A 19,460-nucleotide genomic window follows, 5' to 3' on the forward strand; every position below is an offset into this window, starting at 1 on the left:
GGACCGCGATGCCGCGAATCGACCTCAACGCCGACCTGGGGGAGGGGTTCGGACGGTGGGAACTGGGTGACGACCAGGCGCTCCTGGCCACCGTGACCAGTGCCAACGTCGCCTGCGGGTTCCACGCCGGCGACCCCACGGTGCTGCGCCGCAGCACCGCCGGCGCCGCAGAACGCGGTGTGGCCGTCGGGGCGCAGGTCGGCTACCGCGACCTCGCGGGGTTCGGGCGCCGTTTCCTCGACGTGCCGCCGGACGAGCTGACCGACGAGATCGTCTACCAGATCGGGGCGCTGAGCGCGTTCACGCACCTGGTCGGCGACCGTGTGCGCTACGTCAAACCGCACGGGGCCCTGTACAACGCGATCGTGCGCCACACGGGACAGGCGCGCGCCGTCGTCGAGGCCGTACGCGCCTACGACCCGGACCTGCCCGTTCTGGGGCTGCCCGGGTCGGAGTTCCTGCGCCTGGCCGAGGAGGCTGGGCTGCGGGTGTACCGCGAGGCCTTCGCCGACCGCGCCTACACACCCGAGGGGACCCTCGTTCCCCGGCGGGAGGAGGGTGCGCTCCTGCACGACCCGGCCGAGGTCGCCGATCGGTGTCTGCGCATCGCCCGCGGGGAGCCCGTGCGGGCGGTCGACGGCACGGAACTGCACCTGGAAGCCGACTCCCTGTGCGTGCACGGCGACAGCCCCGGAGCGGTGGAAGTCGCCCGCACCGTGGCCGCCCGCCTGCGCGAGGACGGCGTGGACCTGCGTCCCTTCAGCCGGGCGGATGCCTGATGTCTGCCGGGGACGGGGGATTCGACCTGCGGGTCCTGCGGTGCGCCGACCGGGGTCTCCTGCTCGAGGTCGCCGACCTCGACGAGGTCGTGGCGCTCCACGCCGCCCTGGCCGAGTGCATCCCGGAGGGCGTGACCGACGTCGTCCCGGCTGCGCGCACCGTCCTGTTGCGGCTGGAGACCGGCACCGACACCGAAAGCGTGGTCTCCTCCCTCGGCGACCTGCGCCGGCCCACCGGGACCGGGACGGCGCGCGGCGAGACCCTCACGGTTCCGGTCCACTACGACGGCGAGGACCTCGACGACATCGCCGACCACACCGGGCTGAGCCCCCGCGAGGTGGTGTCCGCCCACACCGGAACACCGTGGACCGTCGCCTTCTGCGGCTTCTCACCGGGCTTCGGCTACCTCATGGGCGGAGACCCGCGCCTCGACGTGCCCCGGCGCTCCGAGCCGCGCACCCGCGTACCTGCCGGGGCCGTCGCGCTGGCCGGAACGTTCACCGGGGTCTACCCGCGCGTCTCGCCGGGCGGTTGGCAGTTGCTGGGCCGTACCGAGGCCCGCATCTGGGACCCCGACCGCGACCCGCCCGGACTGCTTCGCCCCGGGGTCCGTGTGCGGTTCGAGGAGGCCTCGTGAGCGCGCTGGAGGTACTGGCCGCCGGACCGTTGACCACGGTCCAGGACCGGGGCAGGACCGGCCACGCCGCCCTCGGCGTGGGCCCCTCCGGGGCAGCCGACCTGGACTCCCACACCCTTGCCAACCGGCTCGTCGCGAACCCGCCCGGGGCCGCCGGGCTGGAGGCCACCCTGGGCGGGCTGCGCCTGCGCGCCCACGGGAACGTCGTCCTCGCCGTCACCGGGGCGCCCGCACCCCTCACGCTGGACGGGCACACCGCGGCGCTCAACTCGGTCCTGCATCTGGCCGACGGGTCCGAACTGTCCCTGGGCACCCCTGACCTGGGTCTGCGCACGTACGTGGCGGTCCGTGGCGGCATCGACGTCCCGCCGGTGCTGGGATCGCGCAGCACCGACGTGCTCGCCGGGCTCGGGCCGGACGTGCCCGCACCCGGAACCAGTCTTCCGGTAGGACCCGCGCCCGAGGGCATGCCCGGCATCGACCAGGCCCCCGTCCGCGCGGTCGGCGCGCCCGAGGTGGTGCTGCGTGCTGAACCCGGGCCGCGCGCGGACTGGTTCACCGAGGCCGCGCTGGAGACCCTGTTCACCGGGGCCTTCGAAGTCACCCCGCGCAGCGACCGGGTGGGTGCGCGCCTGTCCGGGCCGGTGCTGGAACGTGCGCGCGAGGGCGAGCTGCCGAGCGAGGGCATGGTCGCCGGTGCGCTCCAGGTACCGCCCGGGGGAGAGCCGGTGCTGTTCCTGGCGGACCACCCGGCGACCGGCGGGTACCCCGTCGTCGNAGGCCCGGCCCGGAACGCGGATGCGGTTCCAGGAGCACGGCCCCGGGAGGTGAGGGCTGTCGGGCGGGGCGTTCCGGAGCTCGTGTCATGAATCGCCGTTGCACTCCCCCGGTTCCGGGGAAGGTGTGCTTGCACATATTCATCGACAGAACCGAGGCCCGGATGCGTGTCCGATTCCTGATCCCTGCGGCGGTCGCCGCGTTGTTCCTGAACGTGGGCGCACACCCCCTCTCTGCCGAACCGCGGGACACCCCGGCTCCGGACGGCCCGCTCTCCTTCCCGGTCGATGAGGCCACCTTGCACAACGCCCGCCAGGGCCAGGACTACGGGGCGGAGCTCGGTGGCCTGCTCTCCGGAGGCGACCGGGAGACGGAGTTCTCGAAGGTCGACGGGGACGACTGGATCCAGGTCTCACCCGACGGCGCTCTCTCGGGTACCCCGCAGGACCCGGCCGAGGGCGGCCCGCCGTCGGAGGGCTCCGGACCCGGAGGCTCCTCGGCCGGGGCAACGGTGGAGGCGACCGCCGCCGACGGTTCCTCCGCGCGCCTGGAGGTGGACATCCCTGTGCGCGGGCACGACGAGCCGCTCGTCGAAGAGCTGGGTGTGATGAGCTTCAACACCTGGCACGGCGGCACCCAGGTGGACGGTCACCACGAGAAGCAGGTCCGGTTCCTGTTGGAGAGCGGGGCCGACGTCGTGGGGCTGCAGGAGACCGCGGGCGAGCACGCCGAACGGTTGGCCGAGGCCCTGGGTTGGTATCACTGGCAGGGCTCCGACAGCCTCGGGGTGATCAGCCGGTACCCGATCGCGGAGGAGTACGGCGAGGTCAACGCCTCGGGCGGGGTCCGGATCGAGCTCGACGGTGAAGAATCCCAGGTCAACCTGTGGAACGTCCACCTCGGGTACACCCCGTACGGGCCCTACGACTTCTGCTTCGACGGGATGGACGTGGAGGAGGTCCTGGACCGGGAGGCCGAGTCGGGCCGCACACCTGAGATCACCGACACCCTCGACGCGATGTCGGACCAGGTCGAGCAGGCCGACGATGTACCGGTGCTGCTCGTCGGTGACTTCAACGCGCCCTCCCACCTGGACTGGACCGAGGAGCTGCGTGAGGAGAACTGCGGCTACGCCGACGTCCCCTGGCCGACATCGACACTGCCGGCCGAGGCGGGGTTCACCGACTCCTACCGTGTGGCCCGCCCCGACCCTGCGGAGGAACCCGGCCACACCTGGTCCCCCCTGTTCCCCTACCACGAGGGGTCGACCGGGCCCGAGGAACCGCAGGACCGGATCGACTTCGTCTACCACGCGGGCGATCTCACGGTTCGGGATTCGCACGACCTGGTGGTCGGGGACCCCGCTCCGTCCCCGGACCACGAGGACAACGAATGGACCAGCGACCACGCGGCCGTACTCACCACCTACTCGCTCCCGTCCTGACCCGCCGGTCCCTGTGCGGCTCCGGGCAGGGACCGGGGGCGAACTGCCCGGCCCGGCCGCCGGTCGGGCCGGGCAGCTCGGGGCGGGATCAGGCGGTCTCGCGGGCGCCCAACCGCCCGTCGCGCATCTCGAGCACCTGCTTCGCGGCCCCGAGGTACTCGGTGTCGTGGGTGACCAGCAGTGTCGCCACGTCGAACGTGCGCGTGGCCTCGCTCAACAGGTCCACGATCCGGGCCCCGCGCTCGTGGTCCAGCGCCGCCGTGGGCTCGTCCACCAGAAGCGCGTCCGGCCGCGACGACAGCGCACGAGCGATGTTGACCCGTTGGCGTTCACCTCCGGACAGCTGGTGCGGGCGCCGGTGCTCCTTGCCGTCCAGCCCCACCGACGCCAGCGTCTCCAACGCCGTGCGCCGGGCCTCCCGCAGCGGGCGGGCCCGCATGTGCTCGGTGACCATCAACTGCTCCACCGCGGTGAGCGCGCTGATCAGGTTCGGCTGCTGGAAGACGATCCCGATCCGGTTCAGCCGTAGTTCCGACAGTTCCCGCGGGCGCATGCCGAGCGTGTCGGTCCCGCCCACCACGACCCGGCCCGAGGCGGGGCGGATCAGCGTCGCGGCCACGGCCAGCAGGCTCGACTTGCCCGAACCGGACGGCCCCACGACCGCTGCCAGCTCTCCGGGCTGCACACGCACCGACACGTCGTCCAGCGCCGTGACGACACCGTCGCCGTCGGGGTAGGTCAGGCTCACGTCGTTCAGTTCCAGGCTCATCGCACGCCTCCCAGGGCGGTCAGTGGGTCGACGGAGGTGATCCGGCGCACGGCCAGCGCGGCGCCCAGCATTCCCAGGACGATCAGCGCCAGGACCGGACCGATCGTCGTTCCGGCGGTCAGGGCGAACGGCAGCACCCCGGCGGCCAGGGCACCCACCCCGACACCGACGGCGCCGCCCAGCGCGGTCCCGGCCACGAGCACGATCAGCGCCTGGGCCAGAGCATCGCGCAGCAGGTACTTGGTCGAACCGCCCAGCGCCTTGAGGATCGCCACGTCACCGCTGCGCTGGATGGTCCACACGGTCAGGAACGCGCCCACGACCAGCGCCGAGATCGCGTACAGGAACCCCTGCATCGCCACCAGCGAGCTGTTCTCCGACGAGAACGAACCGACCGCGTGCATGCTGTCGTCCAGCGGTGAGGAAACCGTCCCCGCATCGGCGTCGGCGGCCTCGGCGGCCCCGTCGTCGGCGGCGCCGGCGGCGACCACGTTCGCGACCGGGGCGTCGGCCCCCTCCGCGTGGCGGACCGCCGGGTCCAGCCCGCGCCAGGTCTCCACGTCGGTCCACACCGCGGGCGTGTGGCTGTAGAACTCGTCGGGAACCACCGCGGCGACCTCCAGGTCCTGGCCGCTGACGGTGAGGGCCCGGCCCTCCTCCAGACCGAAGGTTTCGGCGATCTCCTCGCTCACGGCCAGGAAGTCCCCGGACGGCATTGCGTCGGGCGCCAACCTCCCCTCCGGCACGACGCCGAACACGGCCACGGCCGTGGAATTGCCGTCGGGGGCCTCCGCGCGGGTCTGGGTGATGCCGACCGGCTCGGCCCACTCGGCCGCGTCCGACCAGGTGTCGAGCTGGCCGTCGGTCACGGTGCTGTCGGCGTAGGACTCCTCGACGTCACCGTCACCGGAGGTCCCGAAGGCCACGTTCTCGGCCTCGAGGTTGCGCACCGCCGACGTGGACTGGTCGGCCAACCCCGCTGTCAGTCCGGACAGCAGAACGATCAGCAGCGTGATGAGGGCGACGACGGAGCCCATCAGCGCGAACCGCCCCTTGGCGAAGCGGATGTCACGAAGGGCGACGAACACGGCGGCCCTCCTTTCTCGAAGAAGTGGAACGCCCCCAGACTCGTCCGCGCACCCCCTCCGCCACATCGGGGGAACGGAGTGCCCCGCGGGGCGGAAGGTTGCGCGCCACGATCCACCGAACGGTTGATGACCCTCCGTCGGCACGCGGCGTACGCTGCCCTGATGCGCTACGGAGATCCGCCCGGCGCCGACACCGTCCTTTGGGTGCTGCGCCTGCTGCTGCACGCGAGCTTCCTGTTCCTGCTCGCGGTCGGCCTCGTGCAGTACACACTCACCGAGATCGACGCCCCGGCCCCCGATCACCCGCGTTGGACGCACTGGGCGATCACCACCGGAGCGTTCCTGCTCGGGCTCCTGTACATGGCCGGGGCGGTGCTGGCCCGACCCGGCGCCCGGCGTCCGGGCGCCCTCGTGTGGTTGGGCGCGGTCACCGCGCTGTGGGCCCTGCTGGCCTGGGGCGGGTCGGAGTTCGTGTGGGTCGCGTTCCCGCTGTTCTTCCTGCACCTGAACCTCCTGCGGGGGATCCACTCCCTCGTGGCGGTCCTGGTCATCACCGTCTCCGTGGTCGCCGGCCAGGTGCTGCACACCGGGGACCTCACCGCCGGAATGGTGCTCGGGCCGATCCTCGGTGCGGCCTTCGCCGTCGCCATCGCGATCGGGTACCGGGCCCTGAGCCACGAGAGCCAACAGCGCCTGGAACTCATCGACACCCTGACTCGCACGCGGGACGAACTCGCCGAGTCGCAGCGGCGCACCGGGATCCTCGACGAGCGCCAACGCCTGTCGCGCGAGATCCACGACACCCTCGCGCAGGGGTTGTCCAGCATCGTGCTGCTGTTGCGGTCGGCCGAGAACGCCATGCCCGACGAGCCCGGCCTGGCCGCCACGCGTGTGGCCGAGGCACGCGAGAGCGCGTCGACCAACCTGGAGGAGGCCCGCCGGTTCGTGCGCGACCTCGCTCCGCCCTCCCTGGCCGGCGGTGACCTGCCCGAGGCGTTGCGGCGGCTGTGCGAACGCGGGGTCGGTGGGACGGCTGGGAGCCTCGGGGCCGCAGGTGGGGCCGACACGGCCGGTGAGGGGGTCGACTGCCGGTTCCGGCTGGACGGCACCCCCGTTCGGCTGCCGTCCGAGTACGATGTCGCCCTCCTGCGCGCCGCCCAGGCCAGCCTGGGGAACGTCGCCGCGCATGCGCGTGCCTCGACCGCCGTGGTCACCCTCGGCTACCTCGACGACCAGGTCACCCTGGACGTGTACGACGACGGGACCGGGTTCCGTCCGGAGGAGGTGCGTTCCCGCCCCGACGGCACCGGGTACGGGCTCGCCGCGCTGCGGGAGCGGGTCGCCGCGCTGGGCGGGCGGCTCGACGTGGAGTCCGCGCCCGGTGAGGGGACCGCTGTCGCCGTCCGTCTGCCGCTCACCCGTGAGGAGTCACTGTGACCGAGAGCCCGCTGCGCATCCTCCTGGTGGACGACCACCCTGTCGTCCGCCACGGGCTCAAGGCCATGTTCGCCGAGCAACCCGGGATGGAGGTGGTGGCCGAGGCGCCGGACGGTCGTGCCGCGCTCGAACTGCTCGGCGGGGAAGAGGAGAGCAGGTCCGGTGGCGGCGGTGGTGGTGCCGACGGCGCGTCGGCCGGGATCGACGTGGTGCTCATGGACCTGCGCATGGGCGGGGGCATGGACGGGGTGAGCGCGATCCGGCGCATCGTCCGGCTGCCGTCGCCGCCGCCCGTGCTGGTGCTGACCACCTACGACAGCGACGCCGACATCCTGGCCGCCGTCGAGGCAGGGGCGACCGGGTACATGCTGAAGGACGCCCCGCCGGACCAGCTGTGCGAGGCGGTGCGGTCGGCCGCGCAGGGGCAGACGGCGCTCGCGCCGGACGTGGCCAACCGGCTCATGGACCGGCTGCGCTCGCCCCGGCCGGCGTTGAGCGGGCGGGAGTTGGAGATTCTCGGACTGCTGGCGCGGGGGATGTCCAACCGGGCGATCTCGCGGGAGCTGTTCATCAGCGAGGCCACCGTCAAGACCCACTTGGTGCACATCTTCGACAAGCTCGGGGTGGACAACCGGACCGCCGCCATCACCACGGCGCTCCAGCGGGGCATCATCCGCGTGGAATGAGCGGGTGCCCGCGGGGCCGGCCCGCCCTCACGGCCGGGCCCGGGCTCAGCCCCCGAAGGTGCGCCGGTAGTCGCCGGGGGAGACACCGAGCTCGGCGCGCATGTGCTGTCGCAGTGACGCCCCCGTCCCGAACCCCGTCTCGTGCGCGATGCGGTCGACCGGCATGTCCGTGCCCTCCAACAGCTCCCTCGCCCGGTCCAACCGGCGCGCGGTCAGCCACCGGCCCGGCGACACCCCCGTCTCCTCCCGGAACCGGCGCGTGAAAGTCCGCACGCTCATCGACGCCACCTCCGCCATCCGCGCCAGCGTGGGCCGCTCGTCCAGGTGAGCCACGGCCCACGCCCGCGCCGCGCCGGTCGCGGTCCCCTCGGGTTCGGGTACGGGGCGGCGCACGTACTGGGCCTGGCCCCCGTCCCGGTGCGGCGGAACCACCGTGCCCCGCGCGACCTCGTTGGCGACCGCCGCCCCGTGGTCCCGCCGGATCATGTACAGGCTCAGGTCGATCCCGGACGCCACCCCCGCGGCGGTCAGCACCCGCCCGTTGTCCGTGTACAGCACGTCCGGGTCCAGGTCGATGTGCGGGTACATCGCGCGGAAGAAGCCCGTGGACCGCCAGTGTGTGGTCACCCGGCACCCGTCCAACCACCCCAACGCGGCCAGCACGAACGCCGCCGAGCAGACCGAGGCCACCCGCGCCCCCGGCCGCACCCGCCCCAGCGCGTCGGCCAGATCCGGGGCGAGCGGGTCGTGCGGGCGCTCGACGTAGTCCTCCTCGGCCGCGGGCACCAGCACCGTGTCGGCCTCCGCCAGGGGAGCGGGCCCGTGCGGAACCGTGAACCCGAGATCGGTGTCGGTGCGCACCGGCCCGGACGCGAGCGCACACGTGACCACCTCGTACAGCGGCCGCCCGCCGGCGTCCCGGGCCTGCCCGAACAGCCGGTGCACGATCCCGGTCTCGATCGGCAGAGCCCCGTCGCGCACGAACACCGCCACCCGGTGCGGCGCGGCCCCGCGAAAAGCATCCATGGCCGGATCCTTGCACATGTTGGCATCCGAGCCACTGCCGGGGGGACACCCCCGCGGCGGACGCTGGAGCCATGAGCATCGAAGACACACCCGACACCGCCCGCACACGCCGGCCCGGACCCGGTACCGACCGCCCCCGCCCCCGCCTCCGCCTCCACCGCGCCTGGTGGGTGGCCGCGGTCGCGGCCCTGGTGGTCGTGGGCGCCGCGGTCCTCACCGCCGTGCCCGGCCTGCTCGTGGAGCCCCTCCACGCCGAGTACGCCTGGTCGCGCTCCTCGATCGCGCTGGCCGCGTCGGTCAACATGGTCCTGTACGGCGCCGTCGCACCCTTCGCCGCCGCGCTCATGGACCGCTTCGGCCTGCACCGCGTCGCCGTGGCCGCCCTCGCCGTGGTCGGAACCGGAACGCTCCTGACCACCGTCATGTCCGCGTCCTGGCAACTCACCCTCTACTGGGGCCTGCTCGTCGGGGCCGGAACGGGATCGGTGGCGATGACCTTCGCCGCGACCGTCGCCCGGCGCTGGTTCACCGTCCGGCGCGGACTCGTGCTCGGAACCCTGACCGGCGCGAGCGCGTTCGGGCAGCTCGCCTTTCTCCCGGCCGTGGCATGGACCGTGGACCACCAGGGATGGCGTCCCGCCCTGGTCACCCTCGCACTGACCGTGTTCGCCCTGGTCCTGCGCGACCGCCCCGAGGACATCGGCCTGGCACCGTACGGCCACGGTTCCGCGGACCCCGAGTCCCCACCCGAGCCCCGTCCCGCACCGGGCGCCGCCCGCCGCACCGTCGCCGTGCTCACCGCGGCCCTGCGCGACCCCCGGTTCGTCCTGCTCGCGGGGGTGTTCGCGGTCTGCGGGGCGTCCACCAACGGGCTCATGTGGACCCACTTCGTGCCCGCCGCCCAGGACCACGGCATGGCCGCCACCGTCGCCGCCGCGCTCGTCTCCGGGATCGGCGTGTTCTCCCTGCTCGGAACCGTGGCCTCCGGCTGGCTCACCGACCGCGCCGACCCGCGGTGGCTGCTCGCCGGGTACTTCGCCGGACGTGCGCTGCTGCTGGCCGCCCTGCCCGTGCTCCTCGGCCCGCACCCCGGCCCCGCGCTCCTGGCGTTCGTCGTCGCCTTCGGGCTGCTGGATGTGGCGACCGTCCCGCCGGTCATCGAGCTCTGCACCCGCTACTTCGGCCGCGACGGGGCGATCGTCTTCGGCTGGGTCAATGCCGCACACCAGCTCGGGGCAGGTGCCGCGGCGGTCCTGGGCGGGACGGTCCGGGACACCACCGGCGGGTACGCGCCGCTGTGGGTGTTCGCCGCGCTCCTGTGCGTGCTCGCGGTCGCCATGGTCCGCCGGATGCCGTCGCGCGGCGGGACGGAGGTGGAGCGGTGATGCGTTCAGGAGACGAGCCCCGTGCCCGGGGCCGCGGCGGGCGCCCCGGTCCGCGCCGCCCGCGCTTCAGCGCATTCGGAACGGTCCTGGCGCTCCTGGCCGCGCTGGTGGGTTGGATCGCGCTGACCGGTCTGGAACAGGATCTGCGCTCCGCCCGCGGCGAGGGCGCACCGGGGGTCTTCGTGCCGACCGGGGCGGTCTGCGTGCAGCACCCCGGGCACGAGTCCTGCACCTGCCACGGAACGTTCACCGGACCGGACGCCGAGCCGCGCGAGACCGTCCTGCACGCCGCCGGACGCGACGACTGCGTCCCGGAGACCGGGGTGGCCGCGGTCGACACCGGGGCGTCCGGCCGGGTGTACGGGCCGGACGGCTCCCGCGAGTGGCTGTTGTCCGGGGGCCTGATCGCGGCCTCGGCCCTCGTACTCACCGTCACCGCGGTCCGCACCTTCCGCCCCGCAGGAAGGACGTGCCCACCGTCCCCGGCCCCCGGGGCGCAGTAGGATCGGTCGTGCCGCGACCCCAGCGCGAGGAGCCCCCGTGAGCAGCGACCGCACGCAGGCCTTCGAGGGCCTCACCGAGGCGTACCGCCGTTTCCGTCCCGGTTACCCCGAGGTGCTGCTCGACCGGCTGCACGAACACGTGCTGGCCGGCGCGACCGCCTCCTGGCCCGACCCGTGGCTGTTGCTGGACGTCGGCGCCGGGACGGGGATCTCCACCCGCACTCTGCGCCGTGTCTTCGACCCCGGGCCCCGGGTGGTGGGGGTCGAGCCGGGGCGCGACATGCTCGCCACCGCCCGGGGCGGCGAGCACGGTGGGAACGGCGGTCCCGGTGCAACCCCGCACTCCGCCCCGGCCTCGAGCGCGCCGGCCGACGACCCCGCCCGCGCCGCCGTCGAGTACGTGGCCGGCCGGGCCGAGCACCTGCCCTTCCCCGACTCCTCCGCCTCCCTGGTCCTGGTCGCGCAGGCCGTGCACTGGTTCGACCGCCCCGCGTTCTACGCCGAGGCCGCCCGGGTCCTGGTGCCCGGCGGCACGATCGCCGTGCTCAACAACGACCGCGACCACCGCGCGAGCGCCTACCTCGACGCCTACGAGCGGCTCATGGAGGACCACGGCGACCACCACTACCGGCGTGACTACCGCGAGTACGACACTGTCGCGGAGATGACCGCGCAGCCGGGGCTCTCGGAGGGGGCCGTGTCGACCGCGGGCTGGGTGCGCGAGCTCGACACCGATCAGGTGCTGGGCATGGCCATGTCCTCCAGCAGGATGGCGGCCGTGGTCCGGAACCTGGGGGAGGAGCGCACCCGCGCGGAACTGACCGCACTGGTCGGCGAACACTTCCCCGACGGCGTCGCCACCATCCCGTACGTGACGCGGCTCTTCACCGCCCGCCGCACCGCTTGACACGCGCAGTCCCTGCCCGGCCGGCGGGCCTTGCGCGTGAGACCGGCCGAACCCCTCAGGTTCCGGCTCCGCCCTCCTCGGGCACGGAGCGGAACAGCGGCAGCAGGACCGTGTCCACGATCTCCACGATCATCGCGTCCTGGATCGGTTCGTGGTGGAACAGGAAGTGGTTGCGCAGCAGCGCTTGCCCCACGTCCAGCCTGCGCGGGCGAACGGCGGCGGGTTCGATCTCTCCGCGCTCGACCGCCCGTTGCACGACCTCGCCCATGGTCTGCCGCCCCAGTCCCTGCGTGTGGGCGCGCACCTCCCGTGTGCGCTCGGGGTCGGGCAGGATCTCGGCCATCAGACCGCGGAGCGCCTCACCTGCCGGCCCCGACAGGGTCACCGCGGTCCGGCGCAGCACGTACAGCAGGTCTTCGCGCAGGCTTCCGCCGTCGGGGACGATCTCGGGGCGGGGCGCGATACTGTACGCCGCGTCCAACACGAGTTCGGCGCGTGTGGGCCAGCGCCGGTAGAGGGAGGCCTTGCTCGCCTTGGCCCGCTCGGCGACCTTCTCCATCGTCAGCGCCGCGTACCCGTGATCCTCGAGTTCCGCGATGGTCGCCTCGAGGATGGCCGCGACCAGGGCCTCGCCCCTGCGGCGGGGCCGTCTGCGGTGGTCGGTGCTCTCGGGGTCGGCGGACATGTCCCGCATTCTACGGAGCCCCCATGACGCGGCCGGATCCTCCGTCGACGGTGACGCGCTCCCCGTCGGTGAGGATGCTCGTGCCGCTGCCCGATCCCATCACCGCCGGTATCCCGTACTCGCGTGCCACGATCGCTGCGTGCGAGCCGACGGACCCGGTGTCCACGACCACCGCCGCGGCCCGTTGGAACAGCGGTGTCCACGACGGGTTGGTGTAGGGGCACACCAGGACGTCCCCGCTCCTCAGCCGGTGGAAGTCGGCGGCCCCGTGGATCACCCGGACCGTTCCCGTCGCCGTTCCGGAGCCTGCCGGCGCGCCGGTGACCAGGGCGTCCCCGGCCTCCTCGGCCGGAAAGACCCGGGCGGGGTCTATCAGGCGCACCCCGGCCAGCTCGGCGCGCTTGGCCGCACGGGAACGCACCAGTGAGCGCAGCCTCTCGACCTGTGCCACGGGAACGTCCGCCGGATCGGCCACTTCCCGCACCTCCTCCATACGCAGGTGGAACACGTCGAAGGCCTCCTCCACCACGCCGACGTCGCGCAGGCGCGCACCCATCTCCAGCAGACTGCGGCGCAGCGCGGGCAGCGGGGCGGTGAAGTAGAAGTGCGAGTCCTCGCGGAAGGCCGTACCGCGCTGGGCAGCCCTCACCCACCGGGTGACCCGGTCACGGGCACGCCGGCTCCTCAGCAGCGGATGGTCCATCAGCGAAGCCAGAGCACGGTCCGATCGGGAACCCGGGTCCTCCGTCCGGGGCCGGTCGACCAGGACCTGCACCAGGCCGATCACGGTCTCCGGCGACTCGGCCAGGGTGGGCGGGCTGACCATCAGGGGGGTGGCGGTCTCCCGGCGCCCGAACTCCCGCAGGAAGGCCGCCAGGCGGTCGCCGAACCCCCGGTCGGCGCCGTCTCGCACGGCGGCGAGGACCTGAGCCGGCTCGGCCGAGGTGAACAAGGCGCGCAGTTCCGGGTCGGAGCGGACGAGGTCGGCCAGGTCCTGGAGCGCCAGGTTGGCGTCCTCGGTACGGGTACGGGCGCCGCCGAGCAGGTCGCCGAGCACGGAGCGGCGCCGCAGCAGGGTCAGGGCTGCAGTCAGGCGGAGCACAGCGAGGCCGGACCCCGGCAGGTAGTCCCGGCGCAGTTCCATGTTGGGGTCGAGCAGTTCGAGCGCCCGTTCCGGTACCCGGAGCAGCTCCGTCCAGGAGAGCGCGGCCGGGTCGAGGGTGTCGAGCTCGTCCGCGCGGCGCAGGAACCCGGTGAAGCGGGGATCCCGCTGCCAGAGCCGGACGTCGAACCGGTGTGCCTTTCCGGCCAAACGCAGCGGGGTGAACAGCATGCGCGGGGTCGGACGGGGGTTCGGGGGCCGCAACTCGACGACCACGCCGTCCTCCTCCACCAGGAAGTCCTGGAACGCACCGGACAGGCCGTAGTACTCGGCGATCCCGCGCATCAACCTGGCCGGCCCGTGACCCAGCCAGGTACTGACGTCCATGGGGTAGGGGCGGATGGGCACGTACTCGGTCAGGATCGAGGCCTGGAGCCGCTGGAACCGGTCGAGCGGGACCGACGGCGGCGGCAGCGCCGTCATCGGGCGGGCCTGGACGATGTGGACCCCGCGCTCGTCGACGCTCCACTCGATGTCCTGGGGTCGGCCGAAGTGGTCGGCGATCGTGCGTGCGTGCGCAGCCAGCACCGACAACTGGGTGTCGGAGAGCAACCGTGCGGCCCCGTTCCTGCTCACGGCGCCGGTGTCGACTGCAACCCCGGTTCCGCCGGCACCACTGCCACCGGTCCCGGCCGGCAGCTCGTCGGCGGTCTCCTCGTGGAGGACCCCGTCACCGGAGCCCGGGCGCAGAACGACTTCGCCGCGGCCCGGGGTCCAGTCCAACAGGTTCCCCTGCTCGTCGAGGACGTAGTGGTCGGGGGTGACCAGACCGGAGACCACCGCCTCACCGAGCCCGGACCCGGCATCGACCAGGACACGGTCGCGGGCACCGGTCACCGGGTCGGCGGTGAACGCGACCCCGGCGACCTCCGAATCCACCATGGCTTGCACGACCACGGCGATACGCACCTCGGCCGGGTCGATGGAGCGCTCGCGCCGGTAGGCGACGGCCCGGTCGGTCCACAGCGACGCCCAGCAGCGGCGGACCGCCGAGACGACGGCGTCGGCGCCGACCACGTCGAGGTAGGTGTCCTGTTGCCCGGCGAACGCGGCACCGGGCAGGTCCTCGGCCGTGGCGCTCGAACGCACCGCCACGGGGACGTCGGGGCCCAGGGCCGTGTAGGCGTCGACGACTGCGGTGCGCAGGTCCTCGGGGACGGGCGTGTTCTCGAGGTCGGCGCGCAGCGCGGCGGGGTCGGTGGTCCCGGCGTGTGCGCGGACCCGTGCGTCGATGCCCGCCGCACGCGCGACGGCGGCGTAGGCGCCGGTGGTCACGACGAACCCGGGCGGTACGGGGATCCCCTCTCGCAGGAGTTCGCCCAGGTTGGCGGCTTTGCCGCCGACTTCGGCCAGGTCCTGGGCCCCGAAGGCGTCCAAGGGTGCGACCAGTCTGTCGTGTGTCATGCGTTCTCCCTGCGGTGTCGGGCCGACGGTCGGGGCCGGGCCCCGGTCGGCGGGAACGCTCCGGGCGTCGTCGGTTGGGGAGTCGGGTGAGGTCTCGTCGGGGTCGCTGTGTGCCGTGGTGCGCAGCGGCAGTGCGGGGAGGGCGAGCGTCAGAAGGAAGGCCAGCCCGAGCATCGGTGCCATGGCCAGGAGGGCCGAGGGCAGGGCCGCTCCGTACGCCGCCTCCACGAGTTCGCGCGTGGGAGTGGGCAGGGCGGCGATCGCCTCGGGGGTGAGGGCCCGGGGATCGGCCACGCCCTCGGGGGCACGTGTGCTGAACCCGGCAGTGATCAGGGCACCCACTGCGGCCACCCCGGCGCTCGCGCCGATCTGGCGCATGAAGAGCACGGCGGAGGTGGCGGCGCCGAGGTCGGTGCGGCCGACGGCGTTCTGGGCGGCGAGCACGACCACTTGCATCACCATGCCGATACCCAGGCCGATCAGCACCAGCAACGCGACCAGCAACCCGGCGTCCAGCCGGGATCCGAGCAGGCCCAGCGACACCGTTCCCACCGTTGCGAGTGCGGTGCCTGCCACCGGGTAGCGACGGTACCGGCCGGTCCGGGTGATCAACCGTCCGGACACGACGGTGGAGACCAGCGCCCCGGCCATCATGGCGGTCACCATCAGTCCCGCCCGGGTCGCCGTGGTGCCGAGCGCGATCTGGGCGAACGCGGGGACGTAGGTGAGAGTGCCGAACAGGCCGAAGCCGATGAGGAAGCTGACAGCCACTGGCAGGGCGAACGCGCGGTCGCGGAGCAGCCGCGGAGGCAGGACGGGGTCGTGCGCCAGCCGTGCGGTGAAGGCCCAGACGGCCAGGGCGACCAGGGTGCATGCGCCCAACGCGGGCATGGTCCAGCCGGGGTGGCTTCCGGGGCGGCCCAGGGCGTCGGCGAGGAGCACGGTACCCACGACCGAGGCGGCCAGGGCAGCTGCCCCTGCGTAGTCCACGGGCGGCCCGGGTCGGGGGCGCGGTAGGTGAAGGGTGAGGCTGAGGGCGGCGAGCGCGGCCAGGCCCAGAGGCGGGTGGAGGGCGAAGATCCACCGCCAGGAGAGCTGGTCGACCAGCACCCCGCCGACCAGCGGCCCGCCGACCGCGGCGAGCACGTACACCGCCCCGAACAGGCCCAGATAGCGGCCGCGTTCGCGGGGACTGACGATCTCTCCGACGATGGCCTGCGCGCCGATCATCAGTCCGCCGCCGCCGATCCCCTGGATGATCCGTGCGGTGACGAACGCGGCCAGGGTGGTGGAGAAGGCGGCGATCACCGCTCCGAGAACGAAGAGGACGACGGCGGCCTGGATGAGGGGCTTGCGGCCGTAGCGGTCTCCGAGCTTCCCGTAGAGCGGCATGACGGCCGTGGCGGCGACCAGGTAGGCGGTGACGACCGTGGGCATCCGTTCCAGCCCGCCCAGGTCGCCCGCGATCTCGGGTAGGGCCGGGGCCATGGACGTCTGGTCCAGGGCGGCGAGCAGCAGGGCCAGCATCAGCCCGGGGAACGCGAACACCACGGAGGTGGGTCGCTGTGCCATGGCTCCCACCTCCTTAAGAAACGATCCGTTCTCTAATGGAGGCTAGCTCCGAACGTCAGGGGGCGCAACGGGGTCCACCGAGGCAGGCGACGAAGTCCTGATCCGAGTCGGCGGGCTGGGTCTGATTTGGGCGTTTTGCGTGTTCTGTCGCCTCTGTTGGTGCTAACCCGGCGCCCGCTCGGGAAAGCTCCGCCCGGACACGGCCCGTACGGGACCGGCACCGATCACCGGGGGTACACGCACACATGCCGCAGCTCATCGTGCTCGGGGTCCAGGACCGCGACACCGCCGACCACGCGCTCGAGATCGCCGCCGACCTCGACAAACGCGAGCTCCTCCACCTGTCCGACGCCGCCTACGCCTACCAGGACGAAAAGGGGCGCCCCCGCATCCACCAGACCGTCAACACCACGGGCATGGGCGCCGCCGGCGGGGCGCTGTGGGGCACGCTGATCGGTCTCATCTTCCTCAACCCGCTCCTGGGCCTGGCCGTCGGCGCCGCCACCGGTGCCGTCGCCGGAAAGCTCACCGACATCGGCATCGACGACGACATGATCCGCCAGATCGGTGGGGAGCTCGAGGGCGGCCGGTGCGCGGTCTTCCTCCTCGCCGAAGTCGAGACGGCCGACCGGGCCGTGGAGGCCTTCAAGCCCCTGGGCCCCACCGTGATCCAGACCAACCTGTCCAAGGAGAACGAGCAGGAGCTCGTCGAAGCCCTGCGGTCGTAGGACGTCCCGGAGCGACCGGTGCACTGCGAGCACTTGCCGCTCCGCCCACCCGGGCCCGCGGCTCCGCCCACGCGGCTCCGGGTCCGTGCTCGAGCAACGGAGGGTGAGATGACCGGACCTGCCACCGGACCGGACCCCGGCACCGCCGCCGGACCGGCCGCAGCGCGCGCCCGCGCCGATGCCGACGCCGCCGCCGACAGGTTCGTGNCCGCGGCCTCGTGGCGCGCCTGGAACCCGGTCAGGTGCACGACGCCGACGGCCGGGTGGTGTGGGACGCCGATGCCAACGCCTTCCTCGACGCACCCTGCCCCGACACCGTCCACCCCGGCCTGTGGCGGCAGTCGCAGCTGTGCGCTCGCCAGGGGCTGTACCGGGTCGCCGACGGCATCTTCCAGATCCGCGGCCTCGACCTGTCGAACATGACGCTGGTGGAGGGCGACGAGGGCGTGGTCGTCGTGGACCCGCTCATGTCCGCCGAGACCGCCGCAGCGGGCCTGGGACTGTACCGGGAGCACCGCGGGGCCCGGCCCGTGAGCGCGGTCGTCTACACCCACTCGCACGTGGACCACTTCGGGGGCGTGGGCGGTGTGACCGACGGGGGTGTGCCGATCCTGGCGCCGTCCGGGTTCATGGAGAACGCCGTCTCGGAGAACGTGCACGCGGGACCGGCGATGTCTCGGCGCAGCGTCTTCCACATGGGCGCGCACCTGCCCTCGGGGCCGGAGGGGCGCGTCGGTATCGGGCTGGGTCAGGGGGCGTCCTCGGGCACCGTCACCCTCATCGCCCCCAACCGCACCATCACGCGCACAGGACAGGAGGAGGTCGTCGACGGGGTCCGACTCGTATTCCAGCTCACACCCGGGACCGAGGCGCCGTCGGAGATGAACTTCCTGCTGCCCGACCATCGGGCCCTGTGCATGGCCGAGAACGCCACGCACACGCTGCACAACATCCTCACCCTGCGCGGCGCGAAGGTCCGCGACGCCCGCGTGTGGTCGCGCTACCTCGACGAGTCGCTGCACCGGTTCGCCCACGACGTCGACGTGCTCTTCGCATCCCACCACTGGCCGACCTGGGGGACGGAGAACATCGTCGCGTTCCTCACCGAGCAGCGCGACCTGTACGCCTACCTGCACGACCAGACCCTGCGCATGATGAACCAGGGCATGGTGGGATCGGAGATCGCCGAACGGTTCCGGATGCCGCCCGCCCTGGAGCGCCGCCGCCACACGCACGGCTACTACGGTGCGGTGAGCCACAACGTCAAGGCGGTCTACCAGCACTACATGGGCTGGTTCGACGGCAACCCCGCGCACCTGTGGGAACATCCCCCGCGGGAGAGTGCGCTGCGGTACGTCGACTGCATGGGCGGTCTGGACGAGGTCGTGCGCAAGGCCGAGCGCTACCGGGACGAGGGCGACGCCCGTTTCGCCGTCACCCTGCTCAACCACGCGGTCTTCGCCGAACCCGGCCACCGGAAGGCCCGCGAGACCCTCGCCGCCGTCTACGACCAACTGGGGCGCGGCGCCGAGTGCGGGACGTGGCGCAACTTCTACCTGCAGGGCGCGGCCGAGCTGCGGGGGCGGACCCCCGAGGGGCCCTCCAACACCGGGCTCATGGGTGTCTCGCGCGGGCTGCCCGTCGAGCAGTTCTTCGAGTCCCTGTCCATCCGGGTCGACGGCCCGCGCGCGTGGGGTGAGGCCTTCGCGATCGACTGGGTGTTGACCGACCAGGGCACGACCTATCGGACACAGCTGTCCAACGGGGCACTGATCACCACCGAGAACCCGCGCGCGGACGAGGTCGGTCTGAAGGTCACGCTCACCCGGCGCGAGCTGCCAGGTCTGCTCGTGGGGCGCCTGGACATCGCGCACATGGACACCGAGGGGGACCCGTCACTGCTCGACCGGCTCCTGGGGCTGCTCGACCCCCCGGACTACGGGTTCCCGATCGTCACACCCTGACCTGCGTCCAGATCGAGCTCCAGTCCTGGCCGACGAGGTCGTGCCCGAAGCTGTGGTGTGGCTGCTCGGACACGAGCCGGAACCCCGCACCCCGGTAGATGCGCCGGGCCGAGGAGAGGACACCGTTCGTCCACAACGTCATGCGTGCGTTCCCGGACACCCGCGCAAGGTCTCCTCGACCTCCTCGCGGCCGGTGATGCCGAACGCGTCACGGCCGCGGTGCGCGACGACATCGCGGCCCTGGAGTGACGGAGGCCGAGGCTCAGAGGAGAAGCCGACCGGCAGTGGGGACGTCGGGCACGACGGCAGTGGCGTGGGTGAGTTCGGCGGGGTCGCTCGTGGTCGCGACCGCCACTACCGGCATGCCCGCGGCGACACCCGCGGCCGCGCCGTTGGGGGAGTCCTCCACCACCACGCAGTCGGCCGGGGGAGCGCCCACACGTTCGGCGCCCAACAGGTACGGGCCCGGATCCGGCTTCCCCGCCGCGACGTCGTCGGCGGTGACC

At 73.0% G+C, this 19,460-nt stretch carries 18 protein-coding genes; 11 read left to right on the plus strand and 7 right to left on the minus strand.

Going from position 1 to position 19,460, the window contains the following annotated elements; translation table 11 throughout:
- The first annotated feature begins 8 nt into the window (after nucleotides 1-8).
- From D474_RS0104065 to D474_RS27600, 4 genes are all read left to right on the plus strand, one after another.
- Nucleotides 9-779 carry a LamB/YcsF family protein gene (locus D474_RS0104065; RefSeq protein ID WP_017612324.1) on the plus strand — a complete coding sequence of 257 codons (771 nt, stop codon included), beginning with the start codon at nucleotides 9-11 and terminating at the stop codon, nucleotides 777-779.
- Nucleotides 779-1,417, plus strand: a complete 639-nt coding sequence (locus D474_RS0104070; RefSeq protein WP_017612325.1) for a 5-oxoprolinase subunit B family protein — start codon at nucleotides 779-781, stop codon at nucleotides 1,415-1,417. The genes D474_RS0104065 and D474_RS0104070 overlap by 1 nt, the downstream gene beginning before the upstream one ends.
- Nucleotides 1,414-2,286, plus strand: a complete 873-nt coding sequence (locus D474_RS27590) for a 5-oxoprolinase subunit C family protein (protein ID WP_017612326.1) — start codon at nucleotides 1,414-1,416, stop codon at nucleotides 2,284-2,286. The genes D474_RS0104070 and D474_RS27590 overlap by 4 nt, the downstream gene beginning before the upstream one ends.
- A 71-nt stretch (nucleotides 2,287-2,357) precedes the next feature.
- Nucleotides 2,358-3,638, plus strand: coding sequence for an endonuclease/exonuclease/phosphatase family protein (locus D474_RS27600; protein WP_017612327.1), 1,281 nt, complete (start codon nucleotides 2,358-2,360; stop codon nucleotides 3,636-3,638).
- Between the two features lie 88 nt (nucleotides 3,639-3,726).
- Here D474_RS27600 and D474_RS0104085 read toward each other — a convergent pair whose 3' ends face one another.
- Both D474_RS0104085 and D474_RS0104090 read right to left on the minus strand, forming a co-directional pair.
- Entirely contained in the window at nucleotides 3,727-4,407 is a 681-nt protein-coding gene (locus tag D474_RS0104085; RefSeq protein ID WP_017612328.1) for an ABC transporter ATP-binding protein, read from the minus strand.
- Nucleotides 4,404-5,495 (minus strand): ABC transporter permease, encoded by a 1,092-nt coding sequence (locus D474_RS0104090; protein ID WP_017612329.1) that lies wholly within the window; start codon nucleotides 5,493-5,495, stop codon nucleotides 4,404-4,406. Before D474_RS0104090 ends, D474_RS0104085 begins: the two co-directional genes overlap by 4 nt.
- Before the next feature lie 162 nt (nucleotides 5,496-5,657).
- On the opposite strand from D474_RS0104090, the gene D474_RS0104095 reads away from it, so the two are divergent.
- Together D474_RS0104095 and D474_RS0104100 are read left to right on the plus strand one after the other, a co-directional pair.
- Complete coding sequence (locus tag D474_RS0104095; RefSeq protein WP_026118149.1) at nucleotides 5,658-6,932, plus strand: sensor histidine kinase; 1,275 nt, start codon at nucleotides 5,658-5,660, stop codon at nucleotides 6,930-6,932.
- Nucleotides 6,929-7,618 (plus strand): response regulator, encoded by a 690-nt coding sequence (locus D474_RS0104100; protein ID WP_017612331.1) that lies wholly within the window; start codon nucleotides 6,929-6,931, stop codon nucleotides 7,616-7,618. Before D474_RS0104095 ends, D474_RS0104100 begins: the two co-directional genes overlap by 4 nt.
- A gap of 45 nt (nucleotides 7,619-7,663) precedes the next feature.
- On the opposite strand, the gene D474_RS0104105 is transcribed toward D474_RS0104100, so the two are convergent.
- Nucleotides 7,664-8,644: a GlxA family transcriptional regulator gene (locus D474_RS0104105; protein ID WP_017612332.1), complete on the minus strand. Its 981-nt coding sequence runs from the start codon at nucleotides 8,642-8,644 to the stop codon at nucleotides 7,664-7,666.
- A gap of 71 nt (nucleotides 8,645-8,715) precedes the next feature.
- On the opposite strand from D474_RS0104105, the gene D474_RS0104110 reads away from it, so the two are divergent.
- From D474_RS0104110 to D474_RS0104120, 3 genes are read left to right on the plus strand one after another with little or no spacing between them, the layout of a single operon-like run.
- Entirely contained in the window at nucleotides 8,716-10,029 is a 1,314-nt protein-coding gene (locus D474_RS0104110; RefSeq protein ID WP_017612333.1) for an MFS transporter, read from the plus strand.
- Nucleotides 10,029-10,532 carry a hypothetical protein gene (locus tag D474_RS0104115; RefSeq protein WP_239646997.1) on the plus strand — a complete coding sequence of 168 codons (504 nt, stop codon included), beginning with the start codon at nucleotides 10,029-10,031 and terminating at the stop codon, nucleotides 10,530-10,532. The genes D474_RS0104110 and D474_RS0104115 overlap by 1 nt, the downstream gene beginning before the upstream one ends.
- A gap of 37 nt (nucleotides 10,533-10,569) precedes the next feature.
- The gene (locus tag D474_RS0104120) at nucleotides 10,570-11,439 is read left to right on the plus strand and encodes a class I SAM-dependent methyltransferase (RefSeq protein WP_017612335.1); all 870 of its coding nucleotides are present in this window, start codon (nucleotides 10,570-10,572) and stop codon (nucleotides 11,437-11,439) included.
- A 55-nt stretch (nucleotides 11,440-11,494) separates the two neighbouring features.
- On the opposite strand, the gene D474_RS0104125 is transcribed toward D474_RS0104120, so the two are convergent.
- Both D474_RS0104125 and D474_RS33160 read right to left on the minus strand, forming a co-directional pair.
- Nucleotides 11,495-12,133 (minus strand): TetR/AcrR family transcriptional regulator, encoded by a 639-nt coding sequence (locus D474_RS0104125; RefSeq protein ID WP_017612336.1) that lies wholly within the window; start codon nucleotides 12,131-12,133, stop codon nucleotides 11,495-11,497.
- 1 nt (nucleotide 12,134) lies between these two features.
- Complete coding sequence (locus D474_RS33160) at nucleotides 12,135-16,262, minus strand: MFS transporter (RefSeq protein WP_017612337.1); 4,128 nt, start codon at nucleotides 16,260-16,262, stop codon at nucleotides 12,135-12,137.
- 245 nt (nucleotides 16,263-16,507) lie between these two features.
- Between D474_RS33160 and D474_RS0104140 the strand changes: the two genes are divergently transcribed.
- Both D474_RS0104140 and D474_RS0104145 read left to right on the plus strand, forming a co-directional pair.
- Nucleotides 16,508-16,990, plus strand: a complete 483-nt coding sequence (locus D474_RS0104140) for a DUF1269 domain-containing protein (protein WP_017612338.1) — start codon at nucleotides 16,508-16,510, stop codon at nucleotides 16,988-16,990.
- A gap of 218 nt (nucleotides 16,991-17,208) precedes the next feature.
- On the plus strand, nucleotides 17,209-18,954 hold the full coding sequence (locus D474_RS0104145) for an alkyl/aryl-sulfatase (protein ID WP_017612339.1): 1,746 nt from the start codon (nucleotides 17,209-17,211) through the stop codon (nucleotides 18,952-18,954).
- Here D474_RS0104145 and D474_RS32575 read toward each other — a convergent pair.
- Together D474_RS32575 and D474_RS0104160 are read right to left on the minus strand one after the other, a co-directional pair.
- The gene (locus D474_RS32575) at nucleotides 18,944-19,096 is read right to left on the minus strand and encodes a hypothetical protein (RefSeq protein ID WP_017612340.1); all 153 of its coding nucleotides are present in this window, start codon (nucleotides 19,094-19,096) and stop codon (nucleotides 18,944-18,946) included. The two genes, D474_RS0104145 and D474_RS32575, sit on opposite strands and share 11 nt — an antisense overlap.
- Before the next feature lie 120 nt (nucleotides 19,097-19,216).
- A partial coding sequence (locus tag D474_RS0104160; RefSeq protein WP_017612342.1) for an HAD-IA family hydrolase occupies nucleotides 19,217-19,460 on the minus strand: 244 nt, incomplete at its 5' end.

The organism is Nocardiopsis salina YIM 90010 (genome assembly GCF_000341025.1).
In the GTDB taxonomy this organism is placed as follows: Bacteria; Actinomycetota; Actinomycetes; order Streptosporangiales; family Streptosporangiaceae; genus Nocardiopsis; species Nocardiopsis salina.